At 67.9% G+C, this 18243-nt stretch carries 16 protein-coding genes and 1 pseudogene; all 17 read left to right on the forward strand.

Annotated features, from left to right (window positions below; genetic code table 11):
- Positions 1-16: 16 nt before the first annotated feature.
- A complete protein-coding gene (mqnC, locus tag ACQ0O7_RS07415; RefSeq protein ID WP_430781017.1) occupies positions 17-1255 on the forward strand; it encodes a cyclic dehypoxanthinyl futalosine synthase in 1239 nt (412 codons plus the stop codon).
- 315 nt (positions 1256-1570) lie between these two features.
- Positions 1571-2266, forward strand: coding sequence for a demethylmenaquinone methyltransferase (locus ACQ0O7_RS07420; RefSeq protein WP_430781018.1), 696 nt, complete (start codon positions 1571-1573; stop codon positions 2264-2266).
- A 49-nt stretch (positions 2267-2315) separates the two neighbouring features.
- Positions 2316-2576, forward strand: a complete 261-nt coding sequence (locus ACQ0O7_RS07425) for a hypothetical protein (RefSeq protein WP_430781019.1) — start codon at positions 2316-2318, stop codon at positions 2574-2576.
- 119 nt (positions 2577-2695) lie between these two features.
- Positions 2696-3991, forward strand: coding sequence for a geranylgeranyl reductase family protein (locus ACQ0O7_RS07430; RefSeq protein WP_430781020.1), 1296 nt, complete (start codon positions 2696-2698; stop codon positions 3989-3991).
- An 86-nt stretch (positions 3992-4077) separates the two neighbouring features.
- The gene (locus ACQ0O7_RS07435) at positions 4078-4443 is read left to right on the forward strand and encodes an NADH-quinone oxidoreductase subunit A (protein ID WP_430781022.1); all 366 of its coding nucleotides are present in this window, start codon (positions 4078-4080) and stop codon (positions 4441-4443) included.
- Between the two features lie 6 nt (positions 4444-4449).
- On the forward strand, positions 4450-5121 hold the full coding sequence (locus ACQ0O7_RS07440; protein WP_430781023.1) for a NuoB/complex I 20 kDa subunit family protein: 672 nt from the start codon (positions 4450-4452) through the stop codon (positions 5119-5121).
- Positions 5118-5825 (forward strand): NADH-quinone oxidoreductase subunit C, encoded by a 708-nt coding sequence (locus ACQ0O7_RS07445; protein ID WP_430781024.1) that lies wholly within the window; start codon positions 5118-5120, stop codon positions 5823-5825. The genes ACQ0O7_RS07440 and ACQ0O7_RS07445 overlap by 4 nt, the downstream gene beginning before the upstream one ends.
- The gene (locus ACQ0O7_RS07450) at positions 5822-7147 is read left to right on the forward strand and encodes an NADH-quinone oxidoreductase subunit D (protein ID WP_430781025.1); all 1326 of its coding nucleotides are present in this window, start codon (positions 5822-5824) and stop codon (positions 7145-7147) included. Before ACQ0O7_RS07445 ends, ACQ0O7_RS07450 begins: the two co-directional genes overlap by 4 nt.
- Positions 7144-8029: pseudogene (gene nuoE / locus ACQ0O7_RS07455) on the forward strand (NADH-quinone oxidoreductase subunit NuoE); the annotation flags it as partial. The gene ACQ0O7_RS07450 and the pseudogene nuoE, both read left to right, overlap by 4 nt.
- Positions 7977-9293, forward strand: coding sequence for an NADH-quinone oxidoreductase subunit NuoF (gene nuoF, locus ACQ0O7_RS07460; protein WP_430781026.1), 1317 nt, complete (start codon positions 7977-7979; stop codon positions 9291-9293). The pseudogene nuoE and the gene nuoF, both read left to right, overlap by 53 nt.
- Positions 9293-11788: an NADH-quinone oxidoreductase subunit G gene (locus ACQ0O7_RS07465; protein WP_430781028.1), complete on the forward strand. Its 2496-nt coding sequence runs from the start codon at positions 9293-9295 to the stop codon at positions 11786-11788. Before nuoF ends, ACQ0O7_RS07465 begins: the two co-directional genes overlap by 1 nt.
- Positions 11789-11799: 11 nt before the next feature.
- Positions 11800-13155: an NADH-quinone oxidoreductase subunit NuoH gene (nuoH, locus tag ACQ0O7_RS07470; RefSeq protein ID WP_430781214.1), complete on the forward strand. Its 1356-nt coding sequence runs from the start codon at positions 11800-11802 to the stop codon at positions 13153-13155.
- A 1-nt stretch (position 13156) separates the two neighbouring features.
- Entirely contained in the window at positions 13157-13732 is a 576-nt protein-coding gene (gene nuoI, locus ACQ0O7_RS07475; protein WP_430781029.1) for an NADH-quinone oxidoreductase subunit NuoI, read from the forward strand.
- On the forward strand, positions 13729-14472 hold the full coding sequence (locus ACQ0O7_RS07480; protein ID WP_430781031.1) for an NADH-quinone oxidoreductase subunit J: 744 nt from the start codon (positions 13729-13731) through the stop codon (positions 14470-14472). The genes nuoI and ACQ0O7_RS07480 overlap by 4 nt, the downstream gene beginning before the upstream one ends.
- The gene (nuoK, locus tag ACQ0O7_RS07485; protein WP_430781033.1) at positions 14469-14768 is read left to right on the forward strand and encodes an NADH-quinone oxidoreductase subunit NuoK; all 300 of its coding nucleotides are present in this window, start codon (positions 14469-14471) and stop codon (positions 14766-14768) included. Before ACQ0O7_RS07480 ends, nuoK begins: the two co-directional genes overlap by 4 nt.
- A gap of 11 nt (positions 14769-14779) precedes the next feature.
- Entirely contained in the window at positions 14780-16708 is a 1929-nt protein-coding gene (nuoL, locus tag ACQ0O7_RS07490; protein WP_430781035.1) for an NADH-quinone oxidoreductase subunit L, read from the forward strand.
- Positions 16705-18243, forward strand: a complete 1539-nt coding sequence (locus ACQ0O7_RS07495) for an NADH-quinone oxidoreductase subunit M (RefSeq protein ID WP_430781036.1) — start codon at positions 16705-16707, stop codon at positions 18241-18243. The genes nuoL and ACQ0O7_RS07495 overlap by 4 nt, the downstream gene beginning before the upstream one ends.

Raw genomic sequence — 18243 nt, forward strand, 5'->3', positions numbered from 1 at the left:
ACGTACGCTTCAGTTCGTGACCGCGAATCCGGAGATCGACAGCATCCTGCAGCGCGGAGCCGACGGCGGGCGCATCACGCCCGAGGAGGCCCTGCTCCTCTACACCGAGGCCCCGTTCCACGCGCTGGGCGAGGCGGCCGACGCGGTCCGGCGACGGCGCCATCCCGACGGTGTCGTCACCTATCTGATCGACCGGAACATCAACTACACGAACGTCTGTGTGACGGCGTGCAAGTTCTGTGCCTTCTTCCGGGCCCCGAAACACAAGCAGGGCTGGGCGCACCCGATCGAGGAGATCCTGCACCGGGCCGGTGAGGCGGTGGAGCTCGGCGCCACCCAGGTGATGCTGCAGGGCGGCCACCACCCCGACTTCGGGGTGGCGTACTACGAAAATCTCTTCTCCTCGGTCAAGCAGGCGTTTCCGCAGCTGGCGATCCACTCGATCGGCCCCAGTGAGATCCTGCACATGGCCAAGGTCGACGGTGTCTCCATCGAGGACGCGGTGCTGCGGATCAAGGCGGCCGGGCTGGACTCGATCGCCGGCGCCGGCGCCGAGATGCTGCCGGAGCGGCCGCGCAAGGCGATCGCGCCGCTGAAGGAGAGCGGGGCCCGCTGGCTGGAGGTGATGGCGATCGCCCACCGGCACGGCCTGTCCTCCACCGCGACCATGATGATGGGCACCGGGGAGACGAACTTCGAGCGGATCGAGCACATCCGGATGATCCGTGAGGTGCAGGATCTGGCGGTGGCGAACGGATATCAGGACGTTCCGGTCGAGCAGTCGCACGAGGTCGGCGGCTTCCGGGCCTTCATCCCGTGGACCTACCAGCCGGAGAACAACCACTTGAAGGGCCGCACCCAGGCCACCACGATGGAGTACCTGCGTTTCATCGCGGTCTCCCGGCTCTTCTTCGACAACATCTCGCACCTGCAGGCGTCCTGGCTGACCACCGGCAAGGACATCGGCCAGCTCTCGCTGCACATGGGTGTCGACGACCTGGGCTCGATCATGTTGGAGGAGAACGTGATCTCCTCGGCCGGCGCCCGGCACCGGTCGAACCTCCAGGAGCTGATCACCATGATCCGCACCGCCGACCGCATCCCGGCCTGGCGCGACACCTGGTACAAGCATCTCGCCGTGCACCACACGCCGGCCGACGACCCGACCGACGACCGGGTGGTTTCGCACTTCTCCTCGATCGCGCTGCCCGGCGGCGGCGTCGGGAAACAGCTCCCGCTGGTCGACGTGTCCTGAGAAGCGGCCCATTTGGTGGGTGGCAGTCGTCCGTTCGGCCAGGTTCGGATCGTCGGACCGGTGAGGCTCGGTTGCTCCTTCGTAACGAGCCCGGCGGTTGGCTGTACCGGCTCGTTCCCGCTGGTTACGTTGCCTGTGTAAGGCGTTGGTCACACAGGGCCTTGGTAACTCGGATACGTCGCAGGTCGCGGTCAGCGCCCGGTGACGAGCAGTCGGACCCGACCGATGGCGGTCGTATATATAACGCACAAGGCGCGGGCGGGATGGGCAACCATCCCGCCCGTTCTGTTATGCGCTCGTGGCAGGCTTTAGCGCGTGACGCGCGCAGACCTGGACAAGCAGCCGCACGAGGTCGCCGAGATGTTCGACGGCGTGGCCCATCGTTATGACCTCACCAACACCGTGATCTCGTTCGGGCAGGATCGTGGCTGGCGCCGCGCCACCCGGGCGGCCCTGGGCCTGCGTCCGGGGGAGCGGGTTCTGGATGTCGGCGCCGGCACCGGCGTCTCCACGGAAGAGTTGAGCCGTTCCGGGGCGTTCGCGGTGGGCGCGGACATCTCGGTGGGGATGTTGCGGGCGGGCCGCCGGGTGCGGGCCGAGGTGCCGCTGCTGGCCGGCGACGCGCTGCGCCTGCCATTCGCGGACAAGACCTTCGACGCGGTGACCATCTCCTTCGCTCTGCGTAATGTTGTGGACACTGCCGCTGCGCTGCGTGAGTTCGCTCGGGTGGTCCGGCCGGGCGGTCGTCTGGTGGTGTGCGAATTCAGTCATCCGACTTTCGCGCCGTTCCGGACGGTCTATCTCCAGTACCTGATGCGCTCGCTGCCGTCGGTGGCGCGGGCGGTGGCGACCAACCCCGAGGCGTACGTCTACCTCGCCGAGTCGATCCGCGCCTGGCCGGATCAGCGGGGTCTGGCGGACGTGATGGCCTCGTCGGGCGTCTGGGACCGGGTGGGCTGGCGGAACCTGAGTGGTGGAATCGTCGCGCTGCACCGGGCGACCCGAGTGTAAAAACGGTATTCCGCCCACAAAGCGGTAAATGCGCTGTTTAGCTCGAATCATGACTGATATCGGGCAACTCGACGACACCGACATCGACCTCGCGATCGACGAGGGTGAGGCGGGCGAGCGCCGCGCCACCGAGCTGGCCAGCCGGCTCCGGATGGTCGCGGCGCAGGACCCGGATCTCGCCCAGGACCTGGTCGAGGAGCTGATCGTGGCGCTGGACCGGGCGATGGGCGGTACCATCCGCGAGCATCTTGACGGTCCGGCACTCGGCGTGGCGGACCGGGTCCTTCGGGCACCTGAGCAGGGACGTTAGTCCCAACGAAACAATTAGGCGGACCTAAGCGCAAAGATCTTCGATTGTCGGCCTACACTCCGATCGAGGCATGCTTGTGAACTAATTCACGAGCATCCGGGCGAGACGGAGGTTGGACCGTGAACGACCACGTGGCTGGTGGACCCGTCGGTGACGAGGCGGACGTGATCGTGGTCGGGGCCGGCCCGGGTGGCTCGGCGGCCGCCTATCACCTGGCCCGGCATGGCGTGCGGGTCCTGCTGCTGGAGAAGACCGAGTTCCCCCGCGAGAAGGTGTGTGGCGACGGTCTGACGCCCCGTGCGGTGCGCCAGCTGGTCCGGATGGGCATCGACACCTCGGAGAAGGCGGGCTGGCTCCACAATAAGGGCCTGCGGGTGATCGGCGGTGGGGTTCGGCTGGAACTGGACTGGCCCGAGCTGGCCAGTTTTCCGAACTACGGTCTGGTCCGCACCCGGATGGACTTCGACGACATGCTGGCCCAGCAGGCGGTCGAGGCGGGCGCGCTGCTGCGCACCGGGGTGAACGTGACCGGCCCGGTCCTGAACGACGACGGCTACGTGACCGGCGTCGAGGCCAGGATCGGCCCGGACAAGGAGCCGGTGCGTTTCCTGGCCCCGCTGGTGATCTCCGCGGACGGCGTCTCCGGCAAGTTCCCGCTCGCCCTGGGCCTGGCCAAGCGGGACGACCGGCCGCTCGGCGTCGCGGTCCGGCGCTACTACCGTTCGGCCGTCAAGGCCGACGACGACTACCTGGAGTCGTGGCTGGAGCTGCGCAGCGCGCAGGACCCGGCCCGGCTCCTCCCCGGTTACGGGTGGATCTTCGGGCTCGGCGATGGCCGGGTCAACGTCGGGCTGGGCATCCTGAACTCGTCCGACGCGTTCGGCAAGACGAACTACCGCAACCTGCTGACGGACTGGCTGGGCAGCACCCCCGAGGAGTGGGGTCTGCGCGACGAGGCCAACGCGGACGGTCCCACTCTGGGCGCCGCGCTTCCGATGGGCTTCAACCGGGTGCCGCACTACACCCGTGGCGTGATGCTGGTCGGCGACTCCGGCGGCATGGTCAATCCGATGAACGGCGAGGGCATCGCGTACGCGATGGAGTCCGGCGAGATGGCGGCCGAGGTGGCCGTGCAGGCGCTGGCCCGTCCCGCGGGTCCGGAGCGCGAGCGCGCGCTGCAGGCGTACCCCGCCGAGTTGAGTCTCCGGTTCGGTGGCTACTACCGGATCGGTGGGATCTTCGTGAAGCTGATCGGCAATCCGCAGATCATGCGGCTCGCCACCAAGTACGGCATGCCGCAGCCGCTGCTCATGAAGTTCGTCCTCAAGCTCCTGGCCAACCTCACCGACCCCCGGGGTGGAGACGCCATGGATCGCATCATCAACGGCCTGACCAAGGTGGCGCCCTCCGTATGAAACAGGACAAAACGGGCACCCCGACCAAAGGACTGCAAAACCACATTAACTAGTGTGAAGCGGCTAACAGTCGTACGGGAGTAAACATGACGGTCAACCCTTATGTCCCGATCGTCGGGTTGCTGATTCTTGGCGCCCTGTTCGCGTTGTTCTCGGTGTCCATCGCGCCCATCGTCGGGCCCAAGCGCTTCAACCGCGCGAAGCTCGACGCTTATGAGTGCGGGATCGAGCCGGCGCCACAACCGATCGGTGGCGGGCGATTCCCGGTGAAGTTCTACCTCACCGCGATGCTCTTCATCATCTTCGACATCGAGACGATCTTCCTCTATCCGTGGGCCGTGTCGTTCGACGCGCTCGGCCTCTTCGGATTCGTGGAGATGGTCCTCTTCATCCTCACCGTCTTCATCGCCTACGCGTACGTGTGGCGGCGTGGCGGTCTCAACTGGGACTGATGCGACATGGGAATCGAAGAGAAACTCCCGGCCGGCATCCTGCTGACCAGCGTGGAGAAACTATCCAACTACGCTCGGAAGTCATCCTTCTGGGGCGCCACCTTCGGCCTCGCCTGCTGTGCCATCGAGATGATGGCCGCCGGTGGTCCGCATTACGACCTGGGCCGGTGGGGCATGGAGGTCTTCCGCGCCTCGCCCCGGCAGGCCGACCTGATGATCGTCGCCGGTCGGGTCAGCCAGAAGATGGCTCCGGTGGTCCGGCAGATCTACGACCAGATGCCCGAACCCCGCTCGGTGATCTCGATGGGGGTCTGTGCCTCCTCCGGCGGGATGTTCAACAACTACGCGATCGTGCAGGGTGTCGACCACATCGTCCCGGTCGACGTCTATCTCCCGGGTTGCCCGCCGCGGCCGGAGATGCTGATCGACGCGATCCTGAAGATGCGCGAGAAGGTCATGGCGCAGCCTCTCGGTCCCAACGGCCGCAAGATGCTCGAAGCTCGGCAGGCCGAGGGCCGAGTTCCGATCGTCGCGCCGGGTGCCATGCCGTCGTCCTACCGCGTGGACAAGGTCCGTCGTGAGGAATGGACTCAGGCCGTGAAAGAGGGACGCGAAGAGCAATTGCGGATCGAGAACTGGATGAAGCTCCAGCCGCATTTGCGGGAGGCTCACAAATGAGTATTCAAAGCGGAACTGAGGGTAGCGCTCCCCGGGGTGCGGAATTAGGCGCCCCCGCACAGACGCCGCCCAGCCCGGATAAGGGCATGTTCGGCGTCAAGGGAACCGGAGATGTCTCCGGCTTCGGTCGTCTGGTCCGCCCGAGACCTGCTGTTTTTGGCAGCGAAAGGCCCTACGGCGGGTATTTCGACGACGTCTATGACGCGCTTGAGGAAGCTTATCCGGCCATCTCCGACGCCATCGAGAAGGTGGTCGTAGATAGGGCCGAACTCACACTTCACGTGAGTGCCGAGCACATCGTCGAGGTGTGTCAGGTAATGCGTGACGACGAGTCCCTTCGCTTCGAACTGTGTTCGTCCGTTCACGCAACCGACTATCTCGGCTCCGATGAGCGCCGTTTCCACGTCGGTTATCAATTGACTTCGATGACCTATCGGCGGCGTGCGCGACTGGAGGTCGCCGTCGCCGAGGGCGTCACCGTTCCGAGCGTCGTCCGGGTCTACCCGACCGCCGACTGGCAGGAGCGGGAGATCTACGACATGTTCGGCGTCGTCTTCACCGGCCACCCGAACCTGACGCGGATCCTCATGCCGGACGACTGGGAGGGCCACCCCCAGCGGAAGGACTACCCGCTCGGCGGCGTGCCCGTCGAGTACAAGGGCGCCGAGATTCCGCCTCCCGACCAGCGGAGGGTCTACCAGTGACCACATCTGAGTACGCGACCGAGCGCGAGACGACCGAGGGCCGGGTCTTCACGGTCACCGGCGGTGACTGGGACGACCTCACCGCCACCGTCGATCCGCTCAGCAACGAGAAGATCGTCGTCAACATGGGCCCGCAGCACCCGTCCACCCACGGGGTGCTCCGGCTGGTGCTCGAACTCGAGGGCGAGACGGTGACCGAGGTCCGCCCGGTCGTCGGCTACCTGCACACCGGGATCGAGAAGAACCTGGAGTACCGCAACTGGACCCAGGGCGTCACCTTCGTCACCCGGATGGACTACCTCGCCAACATGTTCAACGAGGCGGGTTACTGCCTCGCGGTGGAGAAGCTGCTCGGCATCACCGACCAGATCACCGAGCGGGCGAACACCATCCGGGTCATGTTCATGGAGCTCCAGCGGGTCGCCTCGCACCTGGTCTGGCTGGCCACCACGGGCATGGAGCTGGGCGCCATCTCGATGATGCTGTACGGCTTCCGCGAGCGGGAGTACATCCTCGACATCTTCGAGGAGACCTCCGGCCTGCGGATGAACAACGGCTTCATCCGTCCCGGCGGGCTCTCCCAGGACCTTCCGGAGTCGGCGATCCGCAAGATCCGCGACTTCCTGAAGTACATGCCGAAGAAGCTCAAGGAATACGAGGCCATGCTGTCCGGCCAGATCATCTGGCAGCAGCGGACGCAGGGTGTGGCCGTGCTGGACGTGACCGGGTGCCTCGCGCTCGGCGTCACCGGCCCGGTGCTGCGCTCGGCCGGCCTTCCCTGGGACCTGCGCAAGACCATGCCGTACTGCGGGTACGAGGACTACGAGTTCGACGTGCCCACCGCGACCACCGCCGACGTCTGGGGCCGCTACCTGGTCCGGGTCGCCGAGATCCGGGAGTCGCTGAAGATCATCGAGCAGGCCCTGGACAAGCTGAGGCCCGGCCCGATCTGGATCGCGGACAAGAAGATCGCCTGGCCGGCCCAGCTCGCGATCGGCACCGACGGACTCGGTAACTCCCTCGAACACGTCGCCAAGATCATGGGCTCGTCGATGGAGTCGCTGATCCACCACTTCAAGCTGGTGACCGAGGGCTTCCGGGTCCCGCCCGGCCAGGTCTATGTCGGCATCGAACACCCGCGTGGCGAACTCGGCGTGCACGCGGTCTCCGACGGTGGCACCCACCCCTACCGGGTGCACTACCGCGAGCCGAGTTTTGTGAACCTCCAGGCCATCCCCGCGATGGCCGAGGGCGCCCTGCTGGCCGACGTGATCGCCGGCGGCGCCTCGCTGGATCCCGTGATGGGTGGGTGTGACCGATGACAACGGTGGAATTCTCGCCGGCCGCCGAGCCGCTGGCGGCCAAACTCCTCGACCAGGCACAGGAGATCCTGGCCCGGTACCCAGCCGGCCGGGAGCGCTCCGCGCTGCTGCCGCTGCTGCACCTGGTGCAGACCGAGGAGGGCTACGTCAGCCCGAGCGGGGTGGCGTTCTGCGCCGACCTGCTCGGCATCAACAAGGCCCAGGTCGGTGCGGTCGCGACCTTCTACACCATGTACAAGCGCAAGCCCACCGGCGAGTACCTGGTCAGCGTCTGCACCAACACCCTCTGCAACGTGATGGGCGGCCAGGAGGTGTACGACGAACTCGTCGAGCACCTGGGCGTCGGCCACGGCGAGACCTCGGCCGACGGCAAGATCACGCTGGAGCACGCGGAGTGCCTGGCCGCCTGCGACTACGCGCCGGTGGTGACGGTCAACTACGACTTCACCGTCGACCAGGCCACCCCACAGAGCGCCGTCGAGCTGGTGGACGGCCTGCGCCAGGGCGAGCGGCCGACGCCGGCGCGCGGCGCCCGGATCTGCTCGCTCAAGGAGATGCAGTACCAGCTCGCCGGGTTCGCCGACCCCCGGGACGGCGCGGTCGGCGACGGAGTGGCCGGAGCGCCGACCCTGCGCGGCGTGCGGCTGGCCCAGGAGCACGGGGTCGCGGTCGCCGGATTCGATCCGGACACCCCGATCACCAAGACCAAGCCGCTGCCGAAGGACGAGGTCACCACACCCGCCGAGAAGGCCGGGGTGGCCGCCAACAAACCGGCGTCCGACGCCAAGCCCGCCGGTGACAGCCGCCCGAGTGGCAAGGAGGGCGCGAAATGACCCAGCCTCGGCAGGAGGTCCTGCAGAAGCTCACCCCGGTCCTGACCAAGCGCTGGCTGTCGCCGGACGCCTGGCAGATCGGCGTCTACGAGCGGCTCGACGGCTATCTCGCGGTGCGCAAGGCGCTCGACGTGCACCCGGACGACCTGATCCAGCTGATCAAGGACTCCGGGCTGCGCGGCCGGGGTGGCGCCGGCTTCCCCACCGGGCTCAAGTGGGGCTTCATCCCGCAGGGCGACGGCAAGCCGCACTATCTGGTGATCAACGCGGACGAGGGCGAGCCGGGCACCTGCAAGGACCTGCCGCTGATGACCTACGACCCGCACTCGCTGGTCGAGGGCGCGATCATCGCCTCGTACGCGATCCGGGCCAGCCGAGCGTTCATCTACATCCGTGGTGAGGCCGTGCACGCGGCGCGGCGACTGCGCAACGCGGTGCGGGAGGCGTACGCCAAGGGCTATCTCGGCAAGAACATCCTCGGCTCCGGATTCGACCTCGACCTGGTCGTACACAGCGGGGCGGGGGCGTACATCTGCGGTGAGGAGACCGCCCTGCTGGACTCCCTGGAGGGGTTCCGCGGGCAGCCCCGCCTGCGGCCGCCGTTCCCGGCGATCGCCGGCCTCTACGCCAGCCCGACCGTGGTCAACAACGTCGGCACCATCGCCAGCGTGCCGTACATCGTTCTGGGCGGCGCCGACTGGTGGAAGAGCATGGGCACCGAGAAGTCGGCCGGCCCGATGATCTACTCGCTGTCCGGCCGGGTGGTCAACCCGGGCCAGTACGAGTGCGGCCTCGGCATCACCCTGCGCGAGCTGATCGAGCTGGCCGGGGGCATGCAGCCGGGGCACGAGCTGAAGTTCTGGACGCCGGGCGGCTCGTCGACGCCGCTGCTGACCGCCGAGCACATCGACACCGCGATGGACTTCGAGGGGGTCGCGGCGGCCGGGTCGATCCTCGGCACCACGGCGATGCAGATCTTCTCGGACCAGGACTGCCCGGTCTACAACACGTGGCGGTGGCTGGAGTTCTACCACCACGAGTCGTGCGGCAAGTGCACCCCGTGCCGGGAGGGCAACTACTGGATGGTCCGGACGTACCGGCGGATCCTCGCCGGGCACGGCACCTACCAGGACCTGGACACCCTGCAGGACACCGCGGACAACATCTTCGGCCGGTCCTTCTGCGGCCTCGGCGACGGCGCGGCCACGCCGGTCGTGTCGACGCTCAAGTGGTTCCGGGACGACTACCTCGGCTACATCGAGGGCCGCACCGCGCCGCGGCTCTCTGAGAAGTCCCTCGTAGGAGCACACTGATGACTGACGTGGAAAAGAGGACCGACCTCGTCACGCTGACCATCGACGGGGTGCAGGTCACCGCGGAGAAGGGTGAGCTGCTGATCCGGGTCGCCGAGCGGATGGGCACCGCCATCCCGCGGTTCTGCGACCACCCGCTGCTCGCCCCGGCCGGCGCCTGCCGGCAGTGCCTGGTCGAGGTGGAGGGCCAGCGCAAGCCGGTCGCCTCCTGCACCCAGACGGTGGCCGAGGGCATGGTGGTCAAGACCCAGCTCAGCTCGCCGGTGGCCGCCAAGGCGCAGGCCGGCGTGATGGAACTGCTGCTGATCAACCATCCGCTCGACTGCCCCACCTGCGACAAGGGTGGCGAGTGCCCGCTGCAGAACCAGGCGATGAGCACCGGCCGGGCCGACTCCCGCTTCGTCGAGAAGAAGCGCGAGTACGAGAAGCCGATCCACATCTCCAGCCAGGTGCTGCTGGACCGGGAGCGCTGTGTGCTCTGCCAGCGGTGCACCCGGTTCTCCGAGGAGATCGCCGGCGACAAGTTCATCGACCTGATGGACCGATCGTCCGGGGAGCAGATCAACGTCTACCGGGACGACTTCTTCGGGGGTACGGGCACCGGCGACGGGCAGGTCGGGGAAGGCGAGGGCGACGTCGCGTTCAACTCGTACTTCTCCGGCAACACCATCCAGATCTGCCCGGTCGGGGCGCTGACCGGCGAGCAGTACCGGTTCCGGGCCCGCCCGTTCGACCTGGTCAGCACGCCGAGCGCCTGTGAGCACTGCGCCTCCGGCTGCTCGCAGCGCACCGACCACCGCCGCGGCAAGGTGCTGCGCCGGCTGGCCGGTGACGACCCGGCGGTGAACGAGGAGTGGAACTGCGACAAGGGCCGCTGGGGTTTCCGGTACACCAACGCCACCGACCGTGTGCTGACCCCGCTGGTCCGCGACGCGTCCACCAGTGAGCTGCGGGAGGCCTCCTGGAGCGAGGCGCTGCTGGCCGCCGCCGAAGGGCTCCGGGCCGCGAAGGAGCGCGGGGTCGGCGTACTGCCCGGTGGGCGTCTGACGGTCGAGGACGCGTACGCGTACGCGAAATTCGCCCGCACCGCCCTGGGCACCAACGACGTCGACTTCCGGGCCCGCCCGATCCGCGCCACCGGCACCCCGCTGACCGGAACCGAGGAGGCCGACTTCCTGGCCGCCGTGGTCGCCGGGGCCACCGACGTGACGTACGAGCAGGTCGAGAACGCCCCGTCGGTGGTGATCGCGGGGCTGGAGCCGGAGGAGGAGTCGCCGATCCTCTTCCTGCGCCTGCGCAAGGGCCACAACCGGCGCAAGGTCCGGGTGACCGCGGTGTCGCCGTACCTCTCCCGGGGTCTGGAGAAGCTCGGGGCCGCGCTGATCGCGACCGTTCCGGGCGACGAGGCGCACGTCCTGGCGACCGACCCGGCGGTGGCCGGCGCGCTCGCCGAACCGGGCGCGCTGCTGCTGGTCGGCGAGCGTCTGGCGACCGTGCCGGGCGGGCTCACCGCGGCGGCCGACCTGGCCACCCGCACCGGCGCGAAGCTGGCCTGGGTGCCCCGGCGGGCCGGTGACCGCGGCGCGATCGACGCCGGCTGTCTGCCGAACCTGCTGCCCGGTGGCCGTCCGGTCACCGACACGGCGGCCCGGGCCGAGCTGTCGCTGGCCTGGAAGACCGACGTGGGGGTGCTGCCCGGCACGCCCGGGCGGGACACCGACCGGATCATCGCGGCGGCCGCGGACGGCACGCTCGGCGCGCTGCTGGTCGGCGGCGTCGATCCGGCCGACCTGGCCGATCCGGCGCTGGCCGAGGCGGCGCTCGACGCGGTGCCGTTCCTGGTCAGCCTGGAGATGCGGCAGAGTGCGGTGACCCGGCGGGCCGATGTGGTGCTGCCGATCGCGCCGGCCGTGGAGAAGGCCGGCACCTACATGGACTGGGAGGGCCGGCTCCGGTCGTTCAACGCGGTGCTGAAGAGCACCGCGATGACCGACGGGCGGGTCCTGGAGGCGATCGCCGCGCTGCTCGACGTCACCCTGAACACCGGGGACGTGGCGGCGATCCGGCGTGAGCTGGGTTCGCTGCCGGGCAACACGGCCAGCCCGGCCCGGCCGTCGGCCGAGGCGTCCCGGGCCGCGCAGCCGGCCGCCGACGAGGCCGTGCTGGCCACCTGGCACCAGCTGATCGACCTGGGTTCGCTGCTCGACGGCGACCGGGTCCTGGCCGGCACCGCCCGGCCGCCGGTGGTCCGGCTCGGCAAGTTCCTCGCCGAGTCGCTCCAGGTCGCCGACGGTGACCTGGTCACGGTCAGCACGTCGCACGGCTCGGTGACCCTGCCGGCCGCGATCACCGACATGCCGCCGCGGGTGGTGTGGCTGCCGACCAACTCGCCGGGTTCGACGGTGCGCCGCAGTCTCGGCGTGACCGCCGGAGCGGTGGTCAAGCTGTCGGCCGGCGTGCCCGGCCCGATCCTCGCCGAGCAGGTGGAGCGATGAACGAATACCTACTGGCGGCGACCGCCGTCGATCCGACCCTGGAGACGTTCGAGAACGACGTCTGGTGGATCTCGCTGATCAAGCTGCTCGGCCTGTTCGTGCTGCTGCTGCTCCTGACGCTGTTCACGATCAACTACGAGCGCAAGGTCGTGGCCCGGATGGCGGTCCGGCCGGGCCCCAACCAGGTCGGTCCGAAGGGCTGGTTCCAGAGCCTCACCGACGGCATCAAGCTGCCGTTCAAGGAGGAGATCATCCCGAAGACCGCCGACAAGGTGGTCTACTTCATCGCCCCGGTGATCTCCGCGACGGTGGCCTTCACCGCTTTCTCGGTGATCCCGTTCGGCGGCGTGGTCAACATGTTCGGCCAGCAGACCGCGCTGCAGCTCACCGACGTGCCGGTCTCGGTGCTGGTGCTGCTCGCCTGCTCGTCGATGGCGGTCTACGGCGTGGTGCTGGCGGGCTGGGCGTCCGGCTCGACGTACCCGCTGCTCGGCGGTCTGCGATCAAGTGCGCAGATGATTTCGTACGAGGTGGCGATGGGCCTGTCCATCGTGGCGGTGTTCATGACCGCCGGCACGATGAGCACCTCGCAGATCGTCAAGGCGCAGGCGAACGGCACCCCGATGGAGCTGTTCGGCTTCGAGCTGACCACCCCCGGGTGGTACGCCGTGCAGCTGCTGCCGAGCTTCATCATCTACATCATCGCGGCCGTCGGTGAGACCAACCGTGCCCCGTTCGACCTGCCCGAGGCGGAGTCCGAGCTGGTCGGTGGCTTCCACACCGAGTACTCGTCGTTCAAGTTCGCGCTGTTCTTCCTCGCCGAGTACATCAACATGATCACCGTCTCGGCGTTCGCGACCACGCTCTTCCTGGGTGGCTGGCGGGCTCCGGCCCCGATCACCACGTTCTGGGAGGGTGCGAACTCCGGCTACTGGCCGCTGCTCTGGTTCTTCGGCAAGGTGCTGATCCTGCTCTTCGGCTTCATCTGGCTGCGGGCCACCCTGCCCCGGATGCGCTACGACCAGTTCATGCGCTTCGGCTGGAAGGTCCTGATCCCGGTCAACCTGCTCTGGATCCTGGTGCTGGCCTTCTTCAAGGTCTCCCGCAGCGGCGCGATCTCCGACACCACCCGCTGGATCATCACCGGTGTGGTCGCGGTCGCGGTCCTGGCCGTCGCCTGGGGCTGGCCGTCACCGAAGAAGCCGAAGCAGCTCTCCATCGAGGAGGAGCTGCACCAACGGCCACCGGGCAGTTTCCCGGTCCCGCCGATGGATCTCCAGGTCCCCCCGAGCCCCCGAGCCCGCCGAGCCGTGGCCGAACGTGCCCCGGCCGGTGTCGGCGTCGAGCCCGATTCGAAGGAGGTGTGACATGGGTTCGTTCACCGGCTCCTTCAAAGGGTTCGGCGTGACCTTCGCGCACATGTTCCGCAAAGTGGTCACCACCGACTACCCGTTCGCCCCGCCCAAGCCGGCGCCGCGCTACCACGGGCGGCACATCCTCAACCGGCACCCGGACGGCCTGGAGAAGTGCATCGGCTGTGAGCTGTGCGCCTGGGCCTGCCCGGCCGACGCGATCTACGTCGAGGGCGGCGACAACACCGACGAGCAGCGGTTCTCGCCGGGTGAGCGGTACGCGAAGATCTACCAGATCAACTACGCCCGGTGCATCTTCTGCGGACTCTGCATCGAGGCCTGCCCGACCCGCTCGCTGACCATGAGCAACGAGTACGAGCTGGCCCGGGACAACCGGCAGGACCTGATCTTCACGAAGAAGGAACTGCTGGCCCCGCTGTTGGAGGGCATGGAGCAGCCGCCGCACCCGATGCGCCTGGGCGAGACCGACCGCGACTACTACGTCGGGGCGCTCACCAACCCGGGCACCTCGGCCGGTGCCGAGAAGGCCCCGTGGACCGTGGACGAGGGCACCGAGGGGAGCGAACGATGACCGCCGTCTCCACCGGGGAACAGGTCGCGTTCTGGATCCTCGGCTCGCTCGCGGTGATCGGCGCGCTCGGCATGGTGCTGGCCCGCAACGCGGTGCACTCCGCGCTGTGGCTGGTCGTCACGATGCTGAACCTCGGGTTCTTCTACGTGATCAACTCGGCGCCGTTCCTCGGCTTCGTGCAGATCATCGTCTACACCGGCGCGATCATGATGCTGTTCCTGTTCGTGCTCATGCTGGTGGGCCGGGACGCGTCGGACTCGCTGATCGAGACCCTGCGCGGGCAGCGGATCGCCGCGATCGTGCTGGGTGTGGCCTTCGCCGCGCTGATCGGCACCGGGCTGGCCCGGGCCCTCGGCGACGCCCCCGCGGTGGGGCTGGAGGCGGCCAACCAGAACGGCAACGTCCAAGGGCTGGCCTCGCTGCTCTTCACCAAGTACGTCTTCGCCTTCGAGGTGACCTCGGCTCTGCTGATCACCGCGGCGGTCGGCGCGATGATCCTCGCGCACGTCGAGAAGACCAAGGAGGAGACGCGCAACCAGGTGACCCGGATGAAGGAGCGCTTCCGGCCGGGCAACCATCCCGGTCCGAAGGCCGGCCCCGGCATCTACGCGAACACCATGTCGGTGGCCGCGCCGGCCCGGCTGCCGGACGGCAACGGGGCCGAGCGGAGCATCTCGCCGATCCTGCCGGTCCGTGAGCTGACCGCGGACGAGGCAGCGCCTAAGGGGACCGAGAAGTGACTCCTGACTATTACCTCGTCCTGGCGGCGATCCTGTTCACCATCGGGGCCTCCGGGGTGCTCGTCCGCCGCAACGCGATCGTCCTGTTCATGTGCATCGAGCTGATGCTGAACTCGGCGAACCTGGCGCTGATCACCTTCAGCCGGATCAACGGCGGCCTGGACGGCCAGATCATCTCGTTCTTCGTGATGGTCGTCGCCGCCGCTGAGGTCGTGGTGGGTCTCGCCATCATCATGTCGATCTTCCGTACGCGGCGCTCGGCGAGCGTCGACGACGCGAACCTCCTCAAGTACTGAAGGGCCTTCACGTGGAACAGACTGTGGAGTTCGCCCCCGCGACGGGAGTGTTGAGCAACATCTGGTTGCTCGTGGCCATTCCGCTGGCCAGCGCGGTGATCCTGCTGCTGCTGGGCAAACGGGCCGACAAGTGGGGACACTGGCTCGGCGTGGCCTCGGTCGCCACCTCATTCGTACTCGGGCTGATCTTCTTCTTCTCGCTCTCCGGTCTCGACGCCGGAGCCCGCTCGGCTGAACTGAGCCTGTGGGACTTCATCGTGGTCGGTGAGCTGAACGTCGACTTCGGGTTGCTCTTCGACCCGCTGTCCGGCGTCTTCGTCCTGCTGATCACCGGTGTCGGTTCGCTGATCCACCTGTACGCGGTCGAGTACATGAGTCACGACCCCGGCCGCCGCAGGTTCTTCGCCTACTTCAACCTCTTCGTCGCGGCGATGTTGCTGCTGGTCCTGGGCAACAACTACGTGATGCTGTACTTCGGCTGGGAGGGCGTCGGCCTGGCGTCCTACCTGCTGATCTCGTTCTGGTACACCAAGCCGGCCGCGGCCACCGCGGGCAAGAAGGCCTTCCTGATGAACCGGGTCGGCGACGCCGGCCTGGCCATCGGCATCTTCCTGATGTTCACCGAGCTGGGCACCACCCAGTACGACGGTGTCTTCAACGGCGTCGACTCGCTGGCCGCCGGCACGATCCTGATCATGGGGATCCTGCTGCTGCTCGGCGCGTGCGGCAAGTCCGGCCAGTTCCCGTTGCAGGCCTGGCTCCCGGACGCGATGGAGGGCCCGACCCCGGTCTCCGCGCTCATCCACGCGGCGACCATGGTCACCGCCGGTGTCTACCTGATCGCCCGCTCCAACCCGATCTTCTCGGCGAACACCACGCTGCAGCTGATCGTGGTCAGCATCGGCGCGCTCACCCTGCTGATCGGCTGTGTCATCGGCGCGGCCAAGGACGACATCAAGCGGGTCCTGGCCTGGTCGACGGTCTCCCAGATCGGCTACATGTTCCTCGGCGTCGGGCTCGGCGGCGGGGCGTACGCGCTGGCCATCGTGCACCTGCTGGCGCACGGCTTCTTCAAGGCCAACATGTTCCTCGGCGCCGGCTCGGTCATGCACGGGATGCACGACCAGGTCGACATCCGGCGGTTCGGTGGCCTGTCCAAGCACATGAAGATCACCTGGCTGACGTTCGGCACCGGCTGGCTGGCGATCATCGGCATCCCGCCGCTGTCCGGCTACTTCTCCAAGGAGCCGATCATCGCGGCGGCGTTCGAGCGTGAGGTGGCCTGGGAGGCCTGGGTCTTCGGCGGTGCCGCACTGCTCGGTGCCGGTCTGACCGCGTTCTACATGACCCGGCTCTTCGTGCTGACCTTCCACGGCCCGGCCCGCTGGACCGAGGACAACCAGCACCCGCACGAGTCGCCGGCACTGATGACGATCCCGCTGATCCTGCTGGCGGTCGGCTCGGTCGGCGCCGGTTTCCTGATGAGCACCAGCGTGCCGGACTGGCTGACGCCGGTGCTCCCGGCCGCCGAGGGTGAGACCCACGGCGTGCTCTCGCACACCGTGGTCACCATCCTGTCCCTGCTGGTCACGGTGCTCGGCGCGGGTCTGGCCTGGGCGCTCTTCCGCCGGGGTACGGCCCTGGAGCCGGAGCCGGCCGGAGTACTCGTCACCGCGGCCCGGCGCAACCTCTACACCGACTCGTTCAACGAGGCGGTGTTCGAACGGCCCGGCATCTACCTGACCCGGGCGCTGGTCTACCTCGACAACCGGGGGATCGACGGCCTGGTCAACGGAATCGCGGCCGGCGTCGGCGGCGGTTCCGGCCGGCTGCGGCGGATGCAGACCGGCTTCGTCCGGTCGTACGCCACATCGATCCTCGCCGGCGCCATGCTCGTGGTCGGCGCCTTCCTCGCGATCCAACTGGGGTGGTTGGCGTGAAAGATTTTCCCTTCCTCTCCGTACTGACGCTCCTGCCTCTAGTGGGTGCGCTGGTGGTGGCCTTCATTCCGCGGACCAAGGCGGAGCTGGCCAAGCTGGTCGCGCTCGGCTGGTCGCTCCTCGTGCTGGTGCTGAGCATCGTCATGTGGATCGCCTACAGCGTGGGCGGAGACCGGTTCCAGTTCCACGAGTCGTACGCCTGGATCCCCGCGTGGGGCGCCAACTTCACGTTCGCCGCGGACGGCATCGCGCTCGTCATGCTGATGCTGATCGCCATCCTGTTCCCGGTGGTGCTGCTGGCGTCCTGGCACGACGTGGACCAGAGCACCCGGTCGGCGCCGGCCTACTTCTCGCTGCTGCTGGTCTTCGAGTTCACCATGATCGGGGTGTTCGCCGCGGCGGACGTCTTCCTGTTCTACGTGTTCTTCGAGATCATGCTGATCCCGATGTACTTCATCATCGGCTCGTTCGGCAGCGGCCAGAAGCAGTACGCGGCCGTCAAGTTCTTCCTGTACAGCCTGGTCGGCGGCCTCTTCATGCTGGCCTCGGTGATCGGCCTCTGGGTGGTCGGCGGGAAGACCTTCGACTTCGCCGAGCTGGCCGCGGCCGCCGGTGACCTGGACACCAACACCGCGCGGTGGCTGTTCCTCGGCTTCTTCGTGGCGTTCGCGATCAAGGCGCCGTTCTTCCCGTTCCACACCTGGCTGCCGGACTCCGGTGGGGCCGCCCCGGCGGGTGCCGCAGCGCTGCTGGTCGGTGTGATGGACAAGGTCGGCACGTTCGGGATCCTGCGCTACTGCCTCTCGCTGTTCCCGGAGGCGTCACGCTGGTTCGCCCCGGCGGCGATGGCCCTGGCGGTGATCGGCATCATCTACGCGGCGCTGCTCGCGGTCGGCCAGAACGACCTCAAGCGCCTGGTGTCGTACACCTCGATCGCGCACTTCGGTTTCATCGGCATCGGCATCTTCGCCTTCACCACCCAGGCCGGCACCGGCGCGGTGCTCTACATGGTCAACCACGGTCTGGCCACCGGCCTGCTGTTCATCGTGGTCGGCATGTTCGTGGCCCGGCGTGGATCGTCGCTGGTCAGTGACTTCGGTGGGGCCGGCAAGCTGGTGCCCGTACTGGCCGGGGTGTTGTTCTTCGCCGGTCTGGCCTCGCTGGCGCTGCCCGGCACGGCACCGTTCGTCAGCGAGTTCCTGGTGCTGATCGGCACGTTCAGCACCAACAAGGGCTACGCGGTGGTGGCCACGCTCGGCATCGTGCTGGCCGCAGCCTACGTGCTCTGGATGATCCAGCGGACCACCCAGGGCACGCTCAACCCGGCGCTGACCGAGGTGCCGGCTATGTCCAAGGACATCACCCTGCGGGAGAAGGTCGTGGTCGCCCCGCTGATCGCCCTCCTGCTGGTGCTCGGCTTCTACCCGAAGCCGCTCACCGACGTGATCAACCCGGCGGTGCAGGCGACCATGCAGGACGTCGGCGTGCAGGATCCGGTCCCCACCGTGGAGGCCGGCGGAAAGGTGGGCGGCTGA

It is taken from the genome of Actinoplanes sp. G11-F43 (assembly GCF_050589265.1).
Taxonomy (GTDB): domain Bacteria; phylum Actinomycetota; class Actinomycetes; order Mycobacteriales; family Micromonosporaceae; genus Actinoplanes.

Excerpts from the sequence above, each read along its gene's own strand:
- ACQ0O7_RS07425 (WP_430781019.1), top strand. The coding sequence starts at position 2,316 with ATGACTGATATCGGGCAACTCGACGACACCGACATCGACCTCGCGATC.
- ACQ0O7_RS07435 (WP_430781022.1), top strand. The coding sequence starts at position 4,078 with ATGACGGTCAACCCTTATGTCCCGATCGTCGGGTTGCTGATTCTTGGC.
- ACQ0O7_RS07440 (WP_430781023.1), top strand. The coding sequence starts at position 4,450 with ATGGGAATCGAAGAGAAACTCCCGGCCGGCATCCTGCTGACCAGCGTG.
- ACQ0O7_RS07445 (WP_430781024.1), top strand. The coding sequence starts at position 5,118 with ATGAGTATTCAAAGCGGAACTGAGGGTAGCGCTCCCCGGGGTGCGGAA.
- nuoF (WP_430781026.1), top strand. The coding sequence starts at position 7,977 with ATGACCCAGCCTCGGCAGGAGGTCCTGCAGAAGCTCACCCCGGTCCTG.
- ACQ0O7_RS07465 (WP_430781028.1), top strand. The coding sequence starts at position 9,293 with ATGACTGACGTGGAAAAGAGGACCGACCTCGTCACGCTGACCATCGAC.
- nuoI (WP_430781029.1), top strand. The coding sequence starts at position 13,157 with ATGGGTTCGTTCACCGGCTCCTTCAAAGGGTTCGGCGTGACCTTCGCG.
- ACQ0O7_RS07480 (WP_430781031.1), top strand. The coding sequence starts at position 13,729 with ATGACCGCCGTCTCCACCGGGGAACAGGTCGCGTTCTGGATCCTCGGC.